General features: G+C 64.0%; 13 protein-coding genes. 7 read left to right on the top strand and 6 right to left on the bottom strand.

The annotated features are described in order from the left end of the window. Positions 1-74: 74 nt before the first annotated feature. Positions 75-1,259 (top strand): MFS transporter, encoded by a 1,185-nt coding sequence (locus CEJ45_RS01275; protein WP_158214883.1) that lies wholly within the window; start codon positions 75-77, stop codon positions 1,257-1,259. Here CEJ45_RS01275 and CEJ45_RS01270 read toward each other — a convergent pair. The 4 genes from CEJ45_RS01270 to CEJ45_RS25265 form a co-directional block, all read right to left on the bottom strand. Next, positions 1,256-2,737 (bottom strand): TolC family protein, encoded by a 1,482-nt coding sequence (locus CEJ45_RS01270; protein ID WP_088753441.1) that lies wholly within the window; start codon positions 2,735-2,737, stop codon positions 1,256-1,258. The genes CEJ45_RS01275 and CEJ45_RS01270 overlap by 4 nt on opposite strands. Next, complete coding sequence (locus tag CEJ45_RS01265) at positions 2,727-4,070, bottom strand: HlyD family type I secretion periplasmic adaptor subunit (protein WP_088753440.1); 1,344 nt, start codon at positions 4,068-4,070, stop codon at positions 2,727-2,729. The genes CEJ45_RS01270 and CEJ45_RS01265 overlap by 11 nt, the downstream gene beginning before the upstream one ends. Next, positions 4,067-6,241 (bottom strand): type I secretion system permease/ATPase, encoded by a 2,175-nt coding sequence (locus CEJ45_RS01260; RefSeq protein WP_088753439.1) that lies wholly within the window; start codon positions 6,239-6,241, stop codon positions 4,067-4,069. Before CEJ45_RS01260 ends, CEJ45_RS01265 begins: the two co-directional genes overlap by 4 nt. A gap of 104 nt (positions 6,242-6,345) precedes the next feature. Further along, entirely contained in the window at positions 6,346-9,663 is a 3,318-nt protein-coding gene (locus CEJ45_RS25265; protein WP_277622401.1) for a calcium-binding protein, read from the bottom strand. A gap of 661 nt (positions 9,664-10,324) precedes the next feature. On the opposite strand from CEJ45_RS25265, the gene CEJ45_RS01250 reads away from it, so the two are divergent. Beyond that, positions 10,325-11,320, top strand: a complete 996-nt coding sequence (locus CEJ45_RS01250) for a helix-turn-helix domain-containing protein (RefSeq protein ID WP_088753438.1) — start codon at positions 10,325-10,327, stop codon at positions 11,318-11,320. Positions 11,321-11,604: 284 nt separating this feature from the next. Here the strand turns inward: CEJ45_RS01250 and CEJ45_RS24765 are convergent, their stop codons facing one another. Then, positions 11,605-11,781, bottom strand: coding sequence for a hypothetical protein (locus CEJ45_RS24765; protein ID WP_158214882.1), 177 nt, complete (start codon positions 11,779-11,781; stop codon positions 11,605-11,607). Between the two features lie 236 nt (positions 11,782-12,017). On the opposite strand from CEJ45_RS24765, the gene CEJ45_RS01245 reads away from it, so the two are divergent. The 5 genes from CEJ45_RS01245 (at position 12,018) to CEJ45_RS01225 (ending at position 19,657) form a co-directional block, all read left to right on the top strand. Continuing rightward, the gene (locus CEJ45_RS01245; protein WP_088753437.1) at positions 12,018-13,379 is read left to right on the top strand and encodes a DUF1329 domain-containing protein; all 1,362 of its coding nucleotides are present in this window, start codon (positions 12,018-12,020) and stop codon (positions 13,377-13,379) included. Between the two features lie 40 nt (positions 13,380-13,419). After that, positions 13,420-15,111 carry a DUF1302 domain-containing protein gene (locus tag CEJ45_RS01240; protein ID WP_088753436.1) on the top strand — a complete coding sequence of 564 codons (1,692 nt, stop codon included), beginning with the start codon at positions 13,420-13,422 and terminating at the stop codon, positions 15,109-15,111. Positions 15,112-15,225: 114 nt separating this feature from the next. Further along, positions 15,226-17,595 carry an efflux RND transporter permease subunit gene (locus tag CEJ45_RS01235; RefSeq protein WP_088753435.1) on the top strand — a complete coding sequence of 790 codons (2,370 nt, stop codon included), beginning with the start codon at positions 15,226-15,228 and terminating at the stop codon, positions 17,593-17,595. Positions 17,596-17,617: 22 nt separating this feature from the next. Next, positions 17,618-18,613, top strand: coding sequence for a WD40/YVTN/BNR-like repeat-containing protein (locus CEJ45_RS01230; RefSeq protein WP_088753434.1), 996 nt, complete (start codon positions 17,618-17,620; stop codon positions 18,611-18,613). Between the two features lie 201 nt (positions 18,614-18,814). Further along, a complete protein-coding gene (locus tag CEJ45_RS01225; protein ID WP_088753433.1) occupies positions 18,815-19,657 on the top strand; it encodes a hypothetical protein in 843 nt (280 codons plus the stop codon). Positions 19,658-19,877: 220 nt separating this feature from the next. On the opposite strand, the gene CEJ45_RS01220 is transcribed toward CEJ45_RS01225, so the two are convergent. Next, a complete protein-coding gene (locus tag CEJ45_RS01220) occupies positions 19,878-21,308 on the bottom strand; it encodes an aldehyde dehydrogenase family protein (protein WP_088753432.1) in 1,431 nt (476 codons plus the stop codon). Positions 21,309-21,328: the final 20 nt, after the last annotated feature.

Genomic DNA, 21,328 nt, shown 5'->3' with positions numbered 1-21,328 from the left:
GTCCTGCGACGTCGCCAGGCTCATGCCGCTTTTCTTATTTTTCTCCCGGCCAGTCCGGTACCGCGATCTCGTCCATGAATGCCCTTGCCGCCCTGCTCCTGCTGACCGCCATCCAGATCGCCACCTCCTTCGCCGCCACCGCAGTCCTGACCGTCTCGCCCCTGCTGGCAGACACACTGGGCATTTCCGCCCGCTGGGTCGGGGTCTATACGGCCGTGCTCTACGCGGCGGCGGCCTGCTCGTCGATCTGGTTTGGCAACCGCGTCCACCGCCTCGGCGCGTTCCAGGCCAGCCGCTGGCGCCTGGCACTCTGCGCCTCGGGCATGCTGCTCATCGCCAGCAGCCATGTGGCCGGCGTGCTGGCCGGCAGCGTGCTCATGGGCCTGGGCTACGGCGGCATCACGCCGGCCAGTTCGTACTTCCTGAGCCAAGGCGCGCCGCTGAAACATTGCAGCCTGCTGTTCTCCATCCGGCAAAGCGGCGTGCCGGCCGGTGCCGCACTGGCCGCCGTGCTGGTGCCGGCCATGGTGCAGCACCTGGGATTGCCTTGGGCTTTCCTGGCTCCAGGCATCATGGGCCTGCTGGCCGCAGTCGCCTTCACCGCCCGTTCTGCGCAGGAGCTCCGCCAGACGGCGCAGTCTGGCAGCGCGGCCAGCACACAGGCCAGTGTCTGGTCGCTGCTGGCGACCCATCCGCCGCTGCGCATGCTGGTGCTGGTGGCCTTTGTTTTTTCCGGGCTGCAGGTCACTACCCTGGCCATGCTGGTGCCTTTCCTGCATGGTTTCCAGCAGATGTCCATTGAGCAGGCCGGACTGCTGCTCACGCTCCTGAACCTGGTCGGCGTGGTCTTTCGGCTGCTCTGGGGCCGCTGTGTCGACCGGGGCATGCCGGCGCTGCGCATGCTCGCCCTCTCCGGCCTGCTTGGCGCGCTGGGCTTCGCCATCCTGGCGTGCGCGGCCTTCAGCGTGGTGGCGCCGTTCATGCTGTTCGTGGCAGCGGCAGCCTTGGGTGTGGCGGTGGTGGCGTGGAATGGCGTGCTGTTTTCCGAAATCGCCATCCTGGTGCCGCGTGAGGAGGTCGGCCGGGCCACCGGACTGTGCGTCTTCGCCGGCTTTGTGGGCGTCGTGGTGATGCCGACCGCACTGACCCTGGCCATCGAGCAACGCGTGGCCAGCGGCCTGGTCTTCGTCCTGGGCGCCATGCTGTCCCTGCATGTCGGCTGGCTGACCTGGCGCCGTGCGCCGCGCAAGGGTGCCTAGGGCCTGGCGGGGGGCTTCAGTGGTGCACTGCTGGTAGCGAAACTGCTGCGCCCCATTTCACCTGCATTGGCCAGCAGCCGCAGTCGCGCCGAGCGCCAGTCCGACAGGCAGCGGATGCGTTCAAGTTCAGCCTCGCTGAGCACGGATTGCGCATTGAGCATTTCAACGATGTCGGCGGCGCCCGCATCGTATTTGCGCCGTACCGACTCTACCGCCCGTTGCGCCGCTTCCAGCAGGCTGCGCGAAGAGGCCATGCTGCGCAAGGCCGTGGTCGCTTCGGCATAGGTAGTGGCGATGTCGCCCAGCACCTGCGCCTGGACATCGCGCAACTCGGCTTCGCGCAGCTCGACCTGGGCTTGCGCGCCATCGATCTTGTAGTTGCGTGCAAAGCCCTCGAACACCGGAATGTTGAGGTTCAGGCCCACCACCGTTTCACGGTCGCCGCGACTGCCACCCGCCTGGTTGGGCCGGCCATTGATGAAGCGGCTGGCGCTCAGGTCCAGCGTCGGCAATCCCTCCGAACGCGCCACCTTGACCTTCTCGCGCGCCGCTTCCAACTGGGCGCGGGCCGCCAGGATCGCGGGGTGGTATTGCCGTGCCGATTGCAGCCAGCCGGGCAGGTTCTGCTCCAACCCGAGCGGATCTTCCTCGACCTCGGAAGACAGCGTCAGCACCGGCACATCGCCCGCCTGGTCCAGCAAGCCCAGCCCCACCGCCAAGGCCACCAGGCTGCGCTTGTGCTGACCAACGGCGCGTGCCAGTTCCAGTTCAGCCTTGGCCACGAAGCTGCGTGCCTGCAGGGTCTCGGGCAAGCTGCCCACGCCACGCTGTTCCCGCTTGATGGCTGTGGCCAGCACCTGGTGCGCGAGCTGCAACGCACGCTCACGCGCCTGCTCGGCCGCCCGCGCACTGTGCGCCTCATAGTACAGGCCGACTGCAGCGGCCATGGCCTTCTGCAAGGTCGCATCCTGGCTGGCCGAGGCGGCCTGCAACAACACATCGGCAGCGCGCTGGTTGGCGCTGCGTCCGCCGAAATCAAGCAGACGCCAGGTCAGCGTGGCATAGAGCGTGCCGACCGAGCGGGTGCTGCTGCCCTGCTCCGCGCTGATACCGTCACGGTAGCGGCTGGCACCCGCATTGAGCGTAGGCAGGTAGGCAGCGCGCGCCTCGCCCAGTTGCGCCGCCTGCAGTTTGATGCTGGCCCAGGTGGCCTGCACCTGGGGCTGGTGGCAAAGCGCCAGATCCACCGCATCGGCCAGGGTCAGTACCTTGCCGGGACCAAAGCTGCTGCTGGTGCAGACCATGCCCTGCTCATCACCCGGCAGCAGCTTGCCGCGGTCCAGTTCAGGCGGCCGCGCCAGCAGGGGATCGAATGGCGCAGGCTCGCCGTTGCAGGCAGGCATCGCCGCCAGCAACGCGGCCACCATGCCCATGGCGGCCAGCCAGCGCGGGTACCGGGGCGCAAGATCAGCGCTCATGCAAGGCCTCCTTCTGGTGACGCATCAGCGGCGAGAGCGCATATTCGATCACCCGGCGACTGCCCGTGCGAATGCCCACGTTGACCGCCAACCCCGCCGACAGCGGCAGCCGGCGGCCCTCCACGTCCAGGCTGTTGCGCTCCAGGGCGATGCGGGCGGAGTAGACCAGGCCCTTCTTCTCATCCTGGATGGCGTCGCGCGAGACAAAGACCACCCGCGCCGGGACGGTGCCGTACTTGGTGTAATCGAAGGCATCGACCTTCACCTCGACCTGCTGGCCGACCTCCACGAAACCCACGTCCTTGTTCTCGATCTGGGCCTCGATCTCGATGTCGCCGCCTTCCGGCACGATCTGCATGAGCGGCTGCGTCGCCGCGACCACACCGCCGACGGTGTGCACCGCAAGCTGCTGCACGGTGCCCGTGACCGGCGCGGTCAGGCGCAGCAGATTGCTGTGTTCCCCGGCACGGCGCTGGTCCTGGCGGGCGCTCTCGATGATCTTCTCGGCTTCGATCCGGCTATCGTGCGCCTCCTTCCGGGTCTGGGCCAGCAAGGCCGCACGCTGGTTGCGGGCGTCGGCCAGCTGCCCTTGGAGATCGATGCGTGCCTGTTCCTTCTCCAGCCAGGCGTGACGCGACACGCTGTGGTCGGCGCTCAGGTCCCGGTAGTCGCTGGCACGCCGCGTGGCCAGGCGCAGTGCGGCATCGTAGCGGACGACCTCATCGTCCAGCCGGGCCAGACGAGCGCGAAAGTCCTGGTACTGCCCCTGCAACTGGCGCTGCACCGAATCCCATTGCGTTGGCGTCACCTCTGCCACCGTCTCCAGCTGCGGTGCGCGCAGCTGCTGCACCGCGTCCATCATGGCCGCCGCGCGCGCCACCTGCAGGCGCGCCTGGGCCAGCATGTCGGCCGCCTTGTCGCGCTCGCTGTCGCTGCTGGTGGCGTCCAGTTCGATGAGCACCTGCCCGGCCTGCACATGCTGTCCCTCGCGCACCAGCAGTGCGCGCACGCTGGCCACCTCGACCGCCGCGATGGTCTTGCTGCGCCCGGCCGGAATGACCTTGCCATTGGCGCTGACCACGATGTCGATATGACCGATCAATGACCACGCCAGTGCCAGCACCACCATCGCCACCAGCAGGCGTGCCGTCCAGCGCAGGCTGGCGGAATCGGGGGCCTCCTGCAGCGACAGGGCCGCCGGCAGGAACTCCGCCTCATCTTCGTTGAACAGCCCGGCGGGGTGCTGGTGACGCCCGCGCCAGGCTTGCAGGAAGCGGCGGCCGTAGCGCTGCCACAGGGCCATCCAGGCCTGCGAACGATAATGCATGCTCATGCCGATTCCTCCCTGGACGACTTGCCGGCCTGCAGTGCATGCAGATGGGCATAGATGCCGTTGGCCAGGTCCACCAGTTCTTCATGGCGACCGCTTTCGACCACATTGCCGCGCTCCATGACCAGGATGCGGTCGGCCTCGAGCACCGCCGAGAGGCGATGGGCGATGATGAGCACGGTGCGACCGGCGCAGATCTGGCGCATGTTGTCCTGGATGATCTTTTCGGATTCATAGTCCAGCGCGCTGGTGGCTTCGTCGAAAATCAGGATGCCGGGGTTGCTGATCAAGGCGCGCGCGATGGCGATGCGCTGGCGCTGGCCGCCGGAGAGGCCCGTCCCCTGCTCGCCGACCTGGGTGTCGTAGCCATCAGGCAGTTCGCAGATGAAGTCATGCGCACCTGCCAGCCGCGCGGCGGCAATCACTTCCTCGATGGAGGCAGAAGGATCGACCAGGGCGATGTTGTCGCGGATGGAGCGCGAGAACAGCGTGTTCTCCTGCAGCACCACCCCGATCTGCTGGCGCAGCGATGCGGTGTCGATGATGGCGATGTCCTGCCCGTCCACGCTGATGCGCCCGCTCTCGCAGACATAGAGCCGCTGTACCAGCTTGGCCAGCGTGCTCTTGCCGGAACCGGAGCGACCGACGATGCCGATCACCTCCCCCGGCCGGACCTGCAAGGACAACCCGCGGATGACCTCCGGCGTCTCGGGACGATAGCGGAAGCTCACCCGCTCGAAGGCAATCGCCCCGCTCACGCGCGGCAAGCGGGTACGATGGCCGGCGACCTCGCTGCGGGCATCGAGCACGTCAGCCAGCCGGCTCATGGAGATGCCAACCTGCTGGAAGTCGTTCCACAATTGCGCGAGCCGCAGGATGGGCGCGGCTACCTGACCGGCCAGCATGTTGAAGGCCACCAGCTCCCCGACCGACAGCTTGTTGTCGACCACCTGCAATGCCCCCAGCCACATGATGCCCACGCCAACCAGCTTGCTGACCAGACTCACCCCGCCACTGGCCAGCAGACTGATGTTGGTGGTGCCCAGGCCGGCGGCCACATAAGCGGCCAGCTGCTGGTCCCACTTGCGTTGCCAGTGCGGTTCGACGGCCATGGCCTTGACGGTATCCATGCCGGTCAGGGTCTCCACCAGGAAGGACTGGTTCTCGGCGCTCTTGTTGAACTTGTCGTTCAAGCGGGCGCGCAGGACCGGTGTGAAGATCAATGACAGCAACAGGTAGACCGGGATGGAAGCCAGCACGATGAGGCTCAGCGGCACGCTGTACCAGAGCATCACCGCCAGGAAGATGAAGGAAAACACCAGGTCCAGCACCAGCGTCATGGCATTGCCGGTGAGGAAGCTGCGGATGTTTTCCAGCTCGCGTACCCGGGCGATCGAATCGCCCGCGCGGCGTACCTGGAAGTAGGCCAGCGGCAGGCTCAGGAGATGGGCAAACAGGCGCGCCCCCAGTTCCACGTCGATCTTGCTGCTGGCCCTGGCGAAGATGGCGGTACGGATTCCAGTGAGCAGTGCCTCGAAAATGGTGGCCGCGATCAGCCCGACGGCAATCACGTTCAGGGTCATCATGGCATGATTGACCAGCACCTTGTCCATCACCACCTGGAAGAACAAGGGCGTGACCAAGCCGATGACCTGCAGCACCAGCGAGATCAGCAAGACCTCGCCCAGCACCTTGCGGTACTTCACCACGGCCGGGATGAACCAGGTGAAATCGAAGCGCGAGGCTTCGCCGGCATAGGTCGCCTTGCTGGCCATGAGGATGATCTTGCCGCTCCAGAAGGCCACGAACTCCGCCCGCGACATCACCTGCGGCGTCTGGCCCGCCTGCTGGACCAGCACGCGCACGGCCGGGCCCGCCTGGCCGGGCTCCGACTCGATCTTGGCCAGCACGAAGAAGCGGCCCTCGTGATCGACGCCGATGGCCGGCAAGGGCGTGCGTTCCAGGCGCGAGGGATGCTGGCGGATGCAGCGCGCCTTCATGCCCAGCATGCGTGCGGCCAGCAGGATGTTCTGCTCACCGAAGGGCTGCCGGCCGAAGCGGTGCCTCAATTGCTGCGCATCAGCGGCAATGCCGTGCAGCTTGGCCAGCATGATCAGGCACAGCAAGCCGCTGTCCATGACCGCCTGGCCGGGATCGTTATCGCTCTCGTTCATAGGATTCCCGAAGAGGGGTAGATGACTGTCGTCGTGCCCGATGAGCACCCGGCGCGCAGCGGCCGCCCAGCCTGGGGCAGGCGCCGCGCCGATGATCCTGCCGCTCAGTGATTGACCGTCAGCAGCACCTTGCCGCTTGCGCTGGCCTGGCCGTTGCTCCACTCGGTCTGCAAGGACGCAGGTGGCGCGAAGCTGGCCATGGCCTGCACCAGCTGGGCCACATCGGTGTCGTGGAGCGTGTTGCCATCGGCGGTACGGATGCGCTCGACGTGATGGTCGGTGCCGCTGCTGCCACCTGCGAACCAGTCGCTGATGGTGAGGCGGTCGCTGCTGCCCATCACGTCGATCTGCAGGTCCTGGCCGACCTGGCTGAACCAGAGGTTGGTCTGCTTGATGTCCTTGAACTGCAGCACATCCTGGTTGCCACGCGTGGCATCGTTGTCGTTGATCTGGTCGCGGCCATCGCCACGGGCAAAGACATAGGTATCGTTGCCGGCGCCGCCGATGAGGAGATCATCGCCAGTTCCGCCGGTGAGGGTGTTGTTGCCGCGATTGCCTCTAAGGACGTTGTCGAGCGTATTGCCGGTGGCATCCGTGTTCTCGTTGCGCACCTTGATGGGATCGCGCGTATAGACCATGTTGGCGCCGTAGGCATCGGCCATATTTCGCATGTCCTCGGCCGTCAGGTAGCGGCTGGCATCGGCGGCCTGGCCGCGTCCGGAATCGGCGATATAGAAGCCGAGCACGCTGCCGCTGCCAGCATCGCAGGCGACACCGGTGACCGTCACCACGTGGTTGAGAACCCCGCCCTGGATGTAGTCAGGATCGCCCCACAGCTTGCCGGCGTTGACGGCGATCAGGACGCCACGGCCATCCTTGAGCAGGCTGGCCAGCCTGGCCTGGTCATAGCCATTGCTGAAATCGGCCTCCAGGCCGAAGCTCTTGAGCAGGTTCACCTGATCGTACTGATTGCAGCCCCCGCGCGTTGCGTCGCTGCTGCCTTGCGTACGGCACCAGCCATTGGCGATGGCGCGCTTGACCACATCGGCCTCGGTCTCCTGCAGGCCGGACATGATGCAAATGTTGGCCACGCTGGTCTCGCCGCAGGTTCCCTTGTAGCCGGGCACTTCGTCGCCCTGCGAATAATCCAGGTCATAGTTGTGCGGGAAGCCGTACACCAGCGCCGCCTTGCCGTTGATGGTCTCGGCCTGTGCGCTGGTGCTGTCCATCAGCGTCAGGTTTTCCAGGTTGTCGCCCAGGGTATGACTGATCTTGGAGAAGACCGTATCGATGCCTTCATTCGCCAGTTCCACCACCTTGTCGCCGACGTTATCGACCACATAGAGATCGTTGCCCTTGCCACCGATCATGGTATCGGCGCCCTGGCCGCCGTCGAGCAGGTTGTCCTGGCTGTTGCCGGTGACCAGGTTGTCAAGGGTGTTGCCAGTACCATTGAAGTTGCCGCCTTCGGCCAGGTGCAGATCTTCCACATCGGGTGTGAGCGTATAGCTGCAAGAGGCGATGACGGTGTCATGGCCTTCGTTGGGGTTCTCGACCACGGTGTCGCCGCTGCAATCGACGACATAGATATCGTCACCCTGGCCGCCTTCCATGTAGTCGTTGCCGGTGCCGCCGTCAAGCAGGTCGTTGCCCACGCCACCATACAAGGAATCGTTGCCGGCGCCCCCGTAGAGCAGGTCATCGCCACCAATGTCATTGGTGGCGGCGCCGTAGGCATGCATGTAGTCACCGTAGAGCACATCATTGCCGTCGCCACCTTGCAGGACATCGTTGCCAGCGCCGCCATAAAGATGGTCGTTGCCTTCGTCGCCATAGAGCTTGTCATCGCCATCGTCGCCATAGAGGTTGTCATCACCCGTGCCGCCCCATAGCTGGTCATTGCCGAAGCCGCCCGAGATGCTGTCGTTACCTGCACCGCCCACGATCTGGTCATCATCGGTCTGGCCGGCTTGCAGGCCCTTGACGCCCTTGAGGATCAGGTCATTGCCATACAGCTGGTCATCGCCGTCGCCACCCCAGATGCGGTCATTGCCCATGCCTGCAAAAATGCGGTCGTTGCCGGCACCGCCCGAGAGCAGGTCGTTGCCATCATCGCCCACCAGCTGGTCATCGCCGTTCTCGCCATAGAGCTGGTCGTCGCCTTCCTTGCCCCACAAGAGATCCTTGCCATCACCACCCCAGAGGATGTCATCGCCCTTGCTGCCATTGATGAGGTCGTCACCGCCACCTCCGGCCAGCTGCCGGAAGGGTCCGGACTGGACGTTGACGTTGTAGTTGGAGGTACCCAGGTTGGGATCGAGAAGGTCATTGCCATCGGTGCCGACCAGACAGCCAGGGCAGTTGTTGAGCGCCTTGACCTGCCCCGGTCCGAAATTGACCGTGCGGCCATCATCGAGCTTGAAGGTGTTGCCATGGTCGCGCAGCGCGCGGAAATTGCTGTCGGGGACCGGCGGCTCTGCCGGTGCGGCGACATAGACCGCGGCCGGCGGTGCCACATAAGCCGTCGGTGCGGGGGCGATCGCCGGTGCAGCCGACGGCGCGGGGGCCGACGCTGAAGGCGCGGGTACAACCGGCGCGGCCACCACTGCGGGAGCGACCGCAGGTAGCGCCGGTACGACGCGGGGCGCGGGGGCAGGCACTGGCACCGGCGTGCAGATCGGCGGTGTGACCGGCGCAGGAATGAGCGAGGACACCGGCACCGGAACGCAATCGGAGATGAGGATCACATCAGGAGGAAATGCGTCCGCCAAGGGAACCAGATCGGTCGTCCAGTACGTGGGGCGGCCCGGCGTCTTGCCGGGATTGGCCTGCGGCGGCGCGGTCTGCACGACCGGACAAGCCACGGGGTCTGCACCGGTACCTGAAGAGACCGATGCCGGCATCACCGCCACGGGCATGGCTGGACAGGCCTGCGGCGGTACAGCTGCCGGTGCCGATGGTGCAGCATCCGCTGCGGACCAGGCCGGCTCGGCCTCCTGCGGCTTGATTGGCAGCAGCCCGGCCGGCGGCGGCGCGAAGTGCACCTTGACCAGATCGGCCTGCGCCACCTCGGAGGAGCCCGCCTCGCTCCAGGCAGGCAAGCCGGTTCTCGGCATTCCCGGCGTGCTCAACGCAGGCAGAGCCTGCGCCTCCTCCGTCTTGGCGCGCACGGCCTGTTCGCGCCGTCTGGCGCGGACCGTCTGCGCCGCCGGCGCCGACGCGGCCAAGGAATTGGGCGCGGCGGCCTGGTCCATCCCGAAAGCCGAAATGGGCGTGATGCCCTCCTCGGCCACGAGCGCCGTGCGGGCAAAGCTGGCGGTACTGGTGATGGCAGCCGGGGCCGGCTTGCGCACACGCGAAGACGGGGCCAGTGGTGCAGAGGCGAAGGCCGAGAGGCGATTGGGGGCAATGGTGATGGTCATGGTGTTTTCCCTGAGCGATGTCAATCGAAGGCAATGACACGCATCGAGCTTGTTGTCGGGACACGGTCGCACTCTGTGGACGGCATCACTGTCGTCCCGGCGCCTTTGGCCTCATCTCGAATTTGTTCGTATCAAAGCTCGTAATTTTTCTTCCCGCGCTCATTCAACCCCGAGCTCGCCGTGGCCGGCAATCGCACCATGGTGCTGCGAAAGGGGCAGCCGCGTATCGCCCTTGCGGCGCCGCCTCTTGCCCATGTGAAAGCTTCTTCAGCATCGTCTTGCATCACCAGGCCGGACGGAAACGATTTATATGAATAAATCTGCGCCAACCTGGCACCCGTAAATCAGCTCTGCCCTGGCGAAAGGAAAAACGGCCTAGCATATTTATCCGGCTGACCGCAATCCTCCTGATTCCCAATGTGACCAATCCGCCCTTGTGGTTTATTGTTTGATTCAGTAGATTGACGAAAAAAAGCAAAGTCCGAGAGACACCCTCGAAGGTGCTCCGAGACAACGGAGACGGAGAACCATCCTGCCTGCCCCTTACCGCCTGCGTACCTGGTCTGCGGCGTCGGTGCGCGTACGGCTTGCCGTTTCCGGCTGTTTGACCGGCTGGTGCGGAATTTGCATTGGCTGACCCAAAACAACAGGAGCCCGCGCCATGCATTCCGATCATTTTTCCGTCCATGCCGAACAGTTTTCGGACGTGGATGAACAAGCCAGCACGCTCGCCGGATGGGAGCAGGAGTACCAGCAACTGGGCAGTGGCCGCTTCGTCGGCGCGCTGGCCATCGTGGAAACCGACGAGTTCTGCTTCATCCGCGAAAGTACCAACACGGCCCTGCACGAACGCATCGTGCCGCCGCCCGAGCAGATGGTCATCGGCATCTGCAACACCCAGGCGCAGGGCCACCTGCTCAACGGCCGGCCGCTCACGCAAGACCAGCTGATCGTGCTCGATGGCAGCCGGCCGCATCACATCCGCACCACCGGACCCATCGAATTGCTGGGCATCTCGGTGCCGCGCGAGCTGTTCCTGTCGCAGCTGCACGAGCAGGATGAAGCCAGCGTGCGCAAATGGCTGGACCTGTCGGTGCTGCAGCTCGATGCGGCCACGGCGGGCATGCTGCGGCACTACTTCTCGGTCGCCTTCGATCTGCTCAACACGCCGGCGGGCGCGGCCGCGCGCCCGATCAGCCCGCGTGCGCTGGCCTCCACCGCCATCAGCAACGTGGCACTGGCGCTGTCGCTGAACCAGGGCAGCCACGAACTGGAATCGACGCTGCCCTCGCGCCAGCGCCGCGAGCGCATCGTGCAAAACGCCATCGACTACATGCGTGCGCATGCGGGTGAAGAGATCGGCATCCTCGATGTCTGCCGCGCCACCCACGTGAGCCGCCGCACGCTCCAATACTGCTTCGAGGAAAGGCTAGACATCTCGCCGCTGCAATACCTCAAGGCACTGCGGCTCAACGCCGCCCACCGCGAGATCAAGCGCCGGGGCAGCGAGGATCGCGCCCAGGATCGCCATGACACCATCGGCAACCTGGCCGCGCTGTGCGGCTTCAACCATCCCAGCCGCTTTGCCTCGGAATACAAGAAGATGTTCGGCGTCCTGCCTTCCGAAACAGCGTTGAAAACTGCCGCGCAATCCTGAGTTTCACCATGCTGGCCGCATTGGTAACGTCCGTTACCATTTGCGGCCCGCAACCATCACTGGGCAATTTTGGGGCAAAGGCATAGCCGTTTTTGGCAAAGCTGCCCTGTCTTGGTCCGCCATCTCATTCGTCCTCCCTCCCCTGCACCCCTGGCGCGCATGGCAATGTGCGCGCTTACCAAAAACGCCTCGTGCCAAATACGAGCTTTTCTCCTAACAAAGCCGACCAATCGGTTGATTTATCTCGTTTACGGCAATAATCCCTTTATTGTCACAGGTCAATCTCACAAGAGGGGAACAATCCCTGCATTCCTTCTACAGCGCATGACCCTGCCCGTCCAAACCAGCACCGCCGGCCAGAAAGTCCTTTTCTGATTGGCGTTCAGCGGATCCGCTTCATTTTGGACCATCCCTTTCTGGCCGCGAGCCAGAAAATTGCTAAAAGCGGCTAACAGTTGCATGGGCGCCCCTTCTACATTCTCCCTCGTCCACTGCTCCCTAAAAAAACCCTGTCCAGGACAACGCCATAAGCGAGTCAAATCCCCGTTCCGTCAGTGATTTGTCAGGAACGGCCCTGCGCCCGACCGGGTTGCGGCGACAGGAAAGGCCTCCACGCCTCGGGAACGGTCACCCATCCGGAACGCGCGGCAGCGCGTCCGGCCAATGCACATCAGCATCACCACAAGGGAGAAGAGCAATGAAGGTCATCCACATGAGCGCCATCGCCCTGGCGCTGGCCGCCACCTTCGCGCAGGCCGCCACGCCCGCCGACCTCGGCGGCAGCCTCACGCCGCTGGGCGGCGAGAAAGCCGGCGGCAACGGCGTACCGGACTGGAAGGAAGACAACGTGGTCCTGCCCGGCTGGTCCTACGGCAAGCTGCGCCGCGATTTCTTCAAGTACAAGGACGAGAAGAAGACCGACACCATCGATGCCGCCAACGTCGACAAGTACGCCAGCAAGCTCACTGCCGGCCAGGTCGCCCTGATCAAGCAGATCAAGGGTTACAAGATGGATGTCTATCCCAGCCATCGTTACTGCAGCGCTCCCGATTTCGTGGTGGAGAACACCAAAAAGAACACCAGCGCCAAGCTCGGTGCCGACGGCTGGAGCCTGGCCGAGGCGGTAGTGCCGGGCATTCCCTTCCCGGTGCCCAAGACCGGGGAAGAGGTCATGTACAACAGCAAGATGCGCTATCGCGGCGTGGCCCTGGAATGGAAATCCACCATCACCGCCGTCTCGCCGCGCAAGGGCAGCAGCGAATGGATCAAGGCCGGTTCGCAGCAGACCATGTTCTTCCCCTGGGCTGCCAAGGGCAGCGTGAACCTGTCGACCCTGCCGCCGGTGGAGTACTACACCTATTTCGCCTACAACTCGCCCACGGCGCTGGCCGGCCAGGCGCTGTCGCTGACCACCTTCCTCAACCAGGCCGGTGGCGAAACCTTCTACTACTTCCCCGGCCAGCGCCGCGTGCGCCGCATGCCCTCCTATGCCTACGACTCCCCGCAGATCGGCATGGAAAACCAGTACACCCTGGATGAGCCCATGGTCTTCAACGGCACCATCGACCGCTTCGACTGGAAGCTGGTGGGCAAGAAGGAAATCTACGTTCCCTACGGCAGTTTCGGCGCCACCGACTTCAAGGCCAAGTTCGAGGACGTGGCCGGTGACGACTACATCGCCGAGAACGCCCGCCGCTATGAGCTGCACCGCGTGTGGGTGGTGGAAGCCACCGTCAAGGCCGGCGTGCGCCACCTCGCGCCCAAGCGCACTTTCTATGTCGACGAAGACAGCTGGAACCTGGTCGCCGCCGATGACTACGACGCCCAGGGCAAGCTGTGGAAGCATCGCGAAGCCTACGTGATCCCGGTCTACGAGACCGGCAGCTGCGACCAGGCCGGCTTCGCGCAATACAACCTGGCCGAGGGCCGCTACGTGTTCGACCTGCACTCGGCCGGCACCGGCCGCGACATGGCCTGGGAAGTCGATGGCAAGGGCAATCCACGTACCAAGGCCAGCTTCTACAGCGCCGACAACCTGCGTGCCATCAGTGATCGCTGAGCGGTCCTGACACCGCATCAGCAACGGGAGAGGAACAATAATGAAACATCATCTGCAAACCAGGGTCATCGCACTGGCCGCCGCCACGCTGTGCAGCGGGGCCGCACAGGCCATCACCTTCGAGGGCGAGACGGTCTCCGGCAACTTCGATTCGACGGTCTCGCTGGGTGTGGGCGTGCGCGCCGGCAAGCAGGCCTGCGGGCTGGTCATCGGCAGCAGCGGCGGCAATGCAGCCGCTGCCACTGGCCCAAGTGCACCGGCTGGCTGTACCGATGCGCTGTCCTCGCTCAATGACCAGGGCGACCTGAACTACAACCGGGGCGACCGCTTCACCACCTACCTCAAAGGGACCCATGAGCTATTGCTCAACATGCCCGAAGACGTGAAATTCCTGGGGCGGGTAAGCTGGCTACGCGATTTCTCATCGACCCGCACCACCGGCAACATCAGCGGCGCCAACACGACTGGCAACGCGCTGTCCAACGACGCCAGCAACGAGCTGCACACCAAGATCCGCCTGCTGGACCTGTGGGTCAGCAAGTCCTTCGACCTGGGTGAAGAACGCGCCCGCATCCGCGTCGGCAACCAGGTGGTGAACTGGGGCGAGAGCCTGTTCATCGCCGGGGGCATCAACCAGACCAACGCCATCGACATCATGCGCCTGTCCAATCCGGGCACGCAGTTGAAGGAAGCCATCCTGCCCGCGCCCATGGTCAACTTCGCCACCGGCCTGGGCCGTGGCTTCTCGTTGGAGACCTACGTGCAGCAAGGCTGGGAGAGCAACTATTTCCCGCCGGTGGGCAGCTACTGGTCCACCGCCACGGTGGGCATCGGCGCCGATGCACTGGGCGTGCCGACTACCAACCGCCCGCGCTCCACCGGTCAGTACGGCGTGGCGCTGCGTTATACGCCACCAGGGAAGGACGTGAACTTTGGCCTGTACGTGATGAACTACCACGACAAGTCGCCCGTGCTGTCGACGGCCAACACCACCAGCGGGCTGGGCTATTCCTACCTGGAAGACCGCAAGATGGTCGGCCTGTCGGCCAACTTCCCGCTGGGCAACTGGGCCATCGGCACCGAGCTGTCGTACCGGCCCAAGGATGCGGTCTCGCTCAACGGCTCGGTACAGAACGCCAATGGCGGACTGTGCCAGACCAATGGCAAGTGCTACATCGAGACCGAGAAATACCAGTTGGCCGTCACCGGCATGCTCAGCCTCACCCCCAGCGAGCACGGTGCCGTCCTCAAGACCCTGGGTGCCGATACCGCCACGCTGATGGTGGAAGCGGTGGCCATCAAGTATCCCAACCTGAAGAATGCCTATGGCGGCATCCCCGTGGCTGCAGGGCTGTGGGGCTGGGGCTATGACACCACGGCCAATGCCAGCAATACGCTGGCCAATGGCGGCAATACCGCCGGCGTGGGCAGCGCTACTTCGTATGGCTACAACTTCGACTTCAGCTGGGTCTACGATGGTTCGGTGATCCCGGGCTGGCAGGTCATCCCCGAGGTCTACTTCTTCCATGCAGTGAAGGGCCGCACGCCAAATGCCACAGCAACCTTCATGCAAGGCGCCAAGATGGCCAACTTCACCGTGACCTTCACGCAGAACCCGGCCAAATGGCAGGTGGCGCTGAACCTGGCCAAATTCTGGGGCGGGGCCAGCGTGCTGGATCAACCGCTGCGTGACCGCAGCTTCTATGGCATGACCATCAGCCGCAACTTCTGAGGCAGCGCGCCCGCGGCCTCCACGCTCCGGGCGCGTCGTCCTGTTGCCGCGCATTTCCTTGTGCCGCCTGCGGGCGGCCAGCGTTTTTGAACTCCGACCCGAGACCACCGCACCATGGCCAACGCCCCTTCCCTGTTCAGCCTGGATAGACTCGAAGCCAGCCTGTTCCGCCTGCGCATCCCCATCCTGGCCCTGCTGCTGGCTTTTACCGCCGTGCTGTCGTATTTCGCGCTGCAATTGCGCATGGACGCCGGCTTTGAAAAACAGATGCCGACGCATCACGAATACATCGACACCTTCAAGCAGTACCGCGATGACGTGCTCGGCGCCAATCGCCTCAACATCGTGCTGCGTGCACGCAAGGGCAGCATCTGGACCCAGGAGGGACTGACCCGCCTGTCCGAGATGACGCAGGCCGTCATGTTCCTGCCCAACATCAGCCGGCTCGGCGTGCAATCGCTGTGGACGCCCAACACCTTCGTCAATGAGATCACCGAGGAAGGCTTCCGCGCCGACCCGGTCATCCCCGGCACCGTGATCCCCTCGGCGCTCACGCCGGAGACCATCGCGCAGATCCGCAATACGGCCGTCAATGGCGGCTTCGTCGGCACCCTCATCTCGCGCAACCAGGACAGCGCCATGATCGTGGCCGAGATCAACGAGTTCGATGCCAAGGGCGACAAGGTCGACTACCTGGCCTACAACAAGCTGCTCAACGACCTGCGCGCAAAATACGAGAATGCCGACTTCGAAGTGCAGATCATCGGCTTTGCCAAGCAGATCGGCGACGTGGCCGATGGGGCCGAAGGCGTGCTCAAATTCTGCGCCATGGCCCTGCTGCTGACCACCATCGCGGTCTACTGGTATTGCCGCTCGCTGCCGTTCACACTGCTGCCGGTGGCCTGTTCGCTGGTGTCGCTGGTGTGGCAGTTCGGCACCCTGCGCCTGCTCGGTTACGGGCTCGATCCGCTGGCGGTGCTGGTGCCCTTCCTGGTGTTTGCCATTGGCGTCTCGCACGGCGTGCAGCAGATCAATACCATCGTGCGCGGCATCGCCAGCGGCCAGTCCTGCGAAGCGGCGGCCCGCGCCAGTTTCAAGGGCCTGCTCATTCCGGGCGTCCTGGCGCTGGTGACGGCGCTGGTGTCCTTCGTCACCCTGGTGATGATCCCCATTCCCATGGTGCGCGAGCTGGCCATCACGGCCTCCATCGGCGTGGGCTACAAGATCATCACCAACCTGGTCATGCTGCCGCTGGCGGCCTCGCTGCTGAAGGTCGGCAAAACCTACGCCGACAGCGCCATGCGCGCCCAGCAGGCCAGGGGCCGCTGGCTGGCCGTGCTGTCGCGCTCGGCGCAACCGCGCGTGGCCCGCAGCATCGTGGTCGTCACGCTGCTGGTGCTGGCCGGATCGGCCTGGTACAGCCATGACCGCCTGGTCGGCACCTTGCAGCCGGGCGCGCCCGAACTGCATGCCGACGCACGCTACAACCGCGATGCCCGCTGGATCGCGGACAACTACGGCAACGGGCTGGACTGGCTCACGGTGATCCTCTCGACGCCCTCCAATTCTTGCGACAACGTCAGCTTCGGACGTTACCAGGACCAGTTCGATACGGTCATGCGGCATGTACCGGGCGTACTGTCCGTCAGCTCCTTCGCCGACCAGATGAAGATCTACAACGAAGGCTACAACGAGGGCAATCCGGCCATGTTCACGGTGCCGCTGGATGCCGCCAACTACGCCGCGCTGGCAGTCGAGATCGGGCGTGTACGCGGTTTCCTCTCCAAGGATTGCAACATGCTGGCCAGCCACCTGTTCCTGGCTGATCACAAGGCTGCCACCATCAATGGCGTGATCCAGGCGGTGAAGTCCTATCGCGACCAGCACAAGCTGGCCGGGCTGGAAATCCGGCTGGCCGCCGGCAACGCGGGCGTGATCGCGGCGGTCAACGATGAAGTGGAAAAATCCGAGCTGCCCATGATGCTCTACGTCTATGGGGCCATCGTGCTGCTGGTGTTTGTGGTCTATCGCGACTGGCGCGCCATCATCGCCTGCTGCCTGCCGCTGACGGTGGCCACCTTCATCGGCTATGCCTTCATGAAGCAACTGCAGATCGGCCTGACGGTGGCCACCTTGCCGGTGATGGTGCTGGCCGTGGGGATCGGCGTGGACTATGCCTTCTACATCTACAACCGCCTGCAACTGCATCTGGCCGCTGGCCTGCCCATTGAACAGGCACTGCACAATGCGATCCAGGAAGTGGGCATCGCCACCATCTTCACCGCCATCACGCTGGCCATCGGCGTGGCAACGTGGTCCTTCTCCGACCTCAAGTTCCAGGCCGACATGGGCAAGCTGCTGGCCTTCATGTTCCTGGTCAACCTGGTCATGGCGATGACTGCCCTGCCCGCATTCGCGGTGGTGTTGGAGAAGATGTTCCCGCGCAAGTCGCCCATCAAGCTCAACAGCGCACTGGCGCACTGATTACCGATCGCAAGGACGAGTCATGATTTCTTTCCGCAAACATTCCTTGGCGCTCGCGCTGACCCTGTTCGCCGGCAGCGTCTCCCATGGCGCATTCGCGCAGGCCGGCGCGCCAGTCACCCTGTCACCGGCGCGCGCCGATGCGCATGCCCTGCACAACATGATGCTGGGCGCTGCGCGTGCTGGCAGCCGCATCGTGGCCGTGGGCGCCTATGGCTACATCATCCTCTCCGACGATGGCGGTGGCAGCTATCGCCAGGCTGACAAGGTACCGGTCGATACCACGCTGACCTCGGTCAGCTTCGCCGGCGCTGAGCAAGGCTGGGCCGCCGGACACGGTGGCGTGATTCTGCATACCGCCGATGGCGGCAAGACCTGGGCCCTGCAACGCAGTGATACCAGCGTCGACCAGCCGCTGTTCTCGGTCTGGTTTGCCAATGCCAATGAAGGCTGGGCAGCGGGCCTGTGGTCGCTGCTGCTGCATACGCGCGATGGCGGCAAGAGCTGGCAGCAGGTCAAGCTGCCCACCGCACCCGGCCAGCAGCGCGGCGACCTGAACCTGCTGCACATCTTCCCCGGCCGTGATGGCGCGCTGTTCGTCTCGGCCGAGCAAGGCGTGCTGTATCGCTCGCTCGATGGCGGCCAGCACTGGGAAGCGCTGGCCACGGGCAGCAAAGCATCGCTGTGGAGCGGCGTGGTGACGGCCTCCGGGGCCATCGTGGTCGGTGGCCTGGGCGGCAAGCTGCTGCGCAGCGAGGATGGCGGGCAGCATTGGCAATCCTTGGCCTCCCCTACCAGCGGCTCCATCACGGCCCTGCGCAGCGAAGGCAACCAGGTCATGGCAAGCTCGCTCTCCGGTGCCCTGCTGGTGAGCGAGGACGACGGGCGGCAATGGCGCGTCAAGGCGGTGGCTCGCGATGCACTGACCACGCTGGAATTGCAGGATGGGCGTGCCGAGCGGCCTCTCGCTTATGGCAAGGGCGGACAGGCGAAGCTGGAGGTCAACGCTGTTCGATAGAGACACCAGAGCAGATGAGCCCAATACCAAAGAGCTGATCGACAGGCTTGCCCCGAAACAGTGACGAACCCGTGTCTTCAGACGTGGGGTCTCTTTTTTTCTTGAACGGCATAGCCCGCGTCAGCTCGAAACACCAGACAGGCAGTCATTGCCATATCCTGGCTGGTATAGAATGCGGGCTCGACTGGGGAAAGGTGCAAGATGGATATTCAGGATAGTCCTTTGCTGAAAGAAGCGCTGCTTCTGCTGGCGGCAAAAAGAACCATGTTATGGCGGGAGGCCGGCAACATCGACACCGTGGTGGTCGGCAGTTCGCACGGCGAGTTTGGCTTCCATCCGGGTCATTTTCCCGGATCGTTCAATTTATGTTTTCGCTCCCAGGACCTGAAACATTCGTTTCATCTCTACCGACACATGACGTTGCATTACCCCAAGGTAAGGCATCTGATCATTTACTACTCCTTGTTTTCTCCAGGCAGCGTTCTGGAAAAGTCGCCTTCTGAAAAGGATATCAGTCCCGCTCTGAACGAGCTGTTCCATCTTGAACTCAACTATGAGGATGAACGACTCATCCAATTGGCCTCTGCCATCAGGGGAAGGCTCGACCATTTGACGGTCGAACTGGAAGGGGTGGGCGGATTCATTTATGGGCACGGCGTCAATCCTCCCGCCATCAGCGCTTCCAAGAGAGCCAGCGATCACCTCAGGCTCAACAAACCCTCCGATGCTCACCTCTATCTGGTGCGGATGCTGTTGCTGGCCAAGCATCTCGGCCATTCGGTCAGCGTGGTGATCCCTCCGGCACGGTCCGATTACAGGGCCGCCGTAGGGCTCAGTTCGGACGTCTTGTTCAAGGGCCTTTATGAAATTCTTTACGATTTTCATCTGGGCATTCCGGTCAACGTGGTCAATTGCTATGGCCGGGAAGAATTCCAGGATGTCCATTTCGGCGACTACGATCATCTGGCCCATTTGGGTGAGGGCACCGCGCTGCTGACAAAGTTCCTCTTCTTGCAGCGATTGGAAGCGATGACCCGACAATAAAGGAGTCGGGCCTTCTCCCGATACATGCGCCAAGGGTGGAAAAACGGGGAATCACTCACTGCAGAAAAATCATACCGGCCTGCTGCCGCCTCTTCATCGACATCTGTGTCTATGTCAGTGCGGGCCCGACAGTACAAAGCCTTGGTTTTACCCAAGGCTTTGTCACCAGTCCGAGCCTGTCTGCACGTACGCTATTTGCTCCCGTCCTTGGCGAAACGGCTTACTTCTTCACGCTGATCACCTGCGGCTGCGTCACGCCCTTCAATCCCTCCTGCCCGAACTCCAGCCCCCAACCCGAGCGCTTGTTGCCGCCGAAAGGCACCATCGGATGAACCATCCCATGCTGGTTCACCCATACCGTCCCGGCCTGCAGGCGCATGGCGACTTCAGCTGCACGCTGCGTGTCATTGCTCCACACCGACGCACCCAGGCCCACATCAAGCCGGTTGGCATTGGCGATGGCCTGTTCCAGATCGCTGTAGCGGATGATGGGCAGCACCGGGCCGAACTGCTCCTCGTCCACCAGGCGCGCCCCATCGCGGATATCGGTCACCAGCGTGAGCGGATAAAAATTGCCCGGGCCGTCCGGCAGCTCGCCGCCACAGACGATGGTGGCCCCCTCTGCACGGGCACTGTCCACCAGCGCCGCCACCTTCTTCAATTGCATGGGATTCTGCACCGGCCCCATGGCGATGCCGGGCTGCAAGCCGTCGCCCATCGGGGTGGCCGCAATGATGGCCTTGAGCTCGGCCACGATCTGGTCATGCAGCGCATCGGGCACGTAGAGCCGCTTCGCACAGGCGCAGGTCTGCCCCATGTTGAGGAAAGCGCCCCAGAACAGGCCCGGTGCAATCGCCTTGGGATCCGCATCCTCCAGCACGATGGCCGCATCATTGCCGCCCAGTTCCATGGTGGTCGGCGTGAGGTTGCGCGCGGCCGCCGCGACGATGCGTGCTCCGGTCGCACCGGAGCCGGTGAACATGATCTTGTTGACGTCGGCATCCTCCACCAGCAGGGCACCCACGCTGCCATCGCCGCTGACGGTATTGAGCACACCGGGCGGCAGTGCTTCGGCAATCACGCGCGCCAGTTCCAGGCCGCAGACGCTGGTGTATTCGGAGGGCTTGAGCACGACCGTATTGCCGGTGTAGAGCGCCGGGATGATCTGCCAGATGGAAATCATCAGCGGCCAATTCCACGGTGCGATGGCGGCGATGACGCCATAGGGCTTGCGATGCAGTTCGTCGCGCCGGGTCTCGTCCTCGAACACCACTTCCGGGGCCAGTTCAAGGCTCGCAGTGGCACGCGTCCAGGCTTCGCAGCCCCACAGCTCGAAGCGCGAGCCCGGCACCTGGCCAGGGCCGATGCCACCCAATGGACGGCCTTGTTCCTGTGTCACCAGCGTGGCCAGCCGTTCGGCATGGGCGGCGATGGCATCAGCCACGCGCTGCAGGTGCTCGCGCCGCTGCGCCAGTGACAATGCGGCCCACCCGGGCTGCGCCTGGCGCGCGGCGGCCACCGCCGCGGCCACCTCGATGGCATCGGATTGCGGGAAGCGGCCCATGACCTGGCCGTTGGCGGGATTGTACGAATCGAGCAGGCGGCTGCCCGGGCGCAGTTGGCCGCCGATGATGTTCGATGCAATATGCATGGAGTCTCCTTGTGAAAAAA

It is taken from the genome of Herbaspirillum aquaticum (assembly GCF_002213425.1).
Taxonomy (GTDB): domain Bacteria; phylum Pseudomonadota; class Gammaproteobacteria; order Burkholderiales; family Burkholderiaceae_D; genus Herbaspirillum; species Herbaspirillum aquaticum.
Note: the sequence above shows the minus strand (reverse complement) of the source record. Positions and strands in the feature narration are given on the sequence as shown.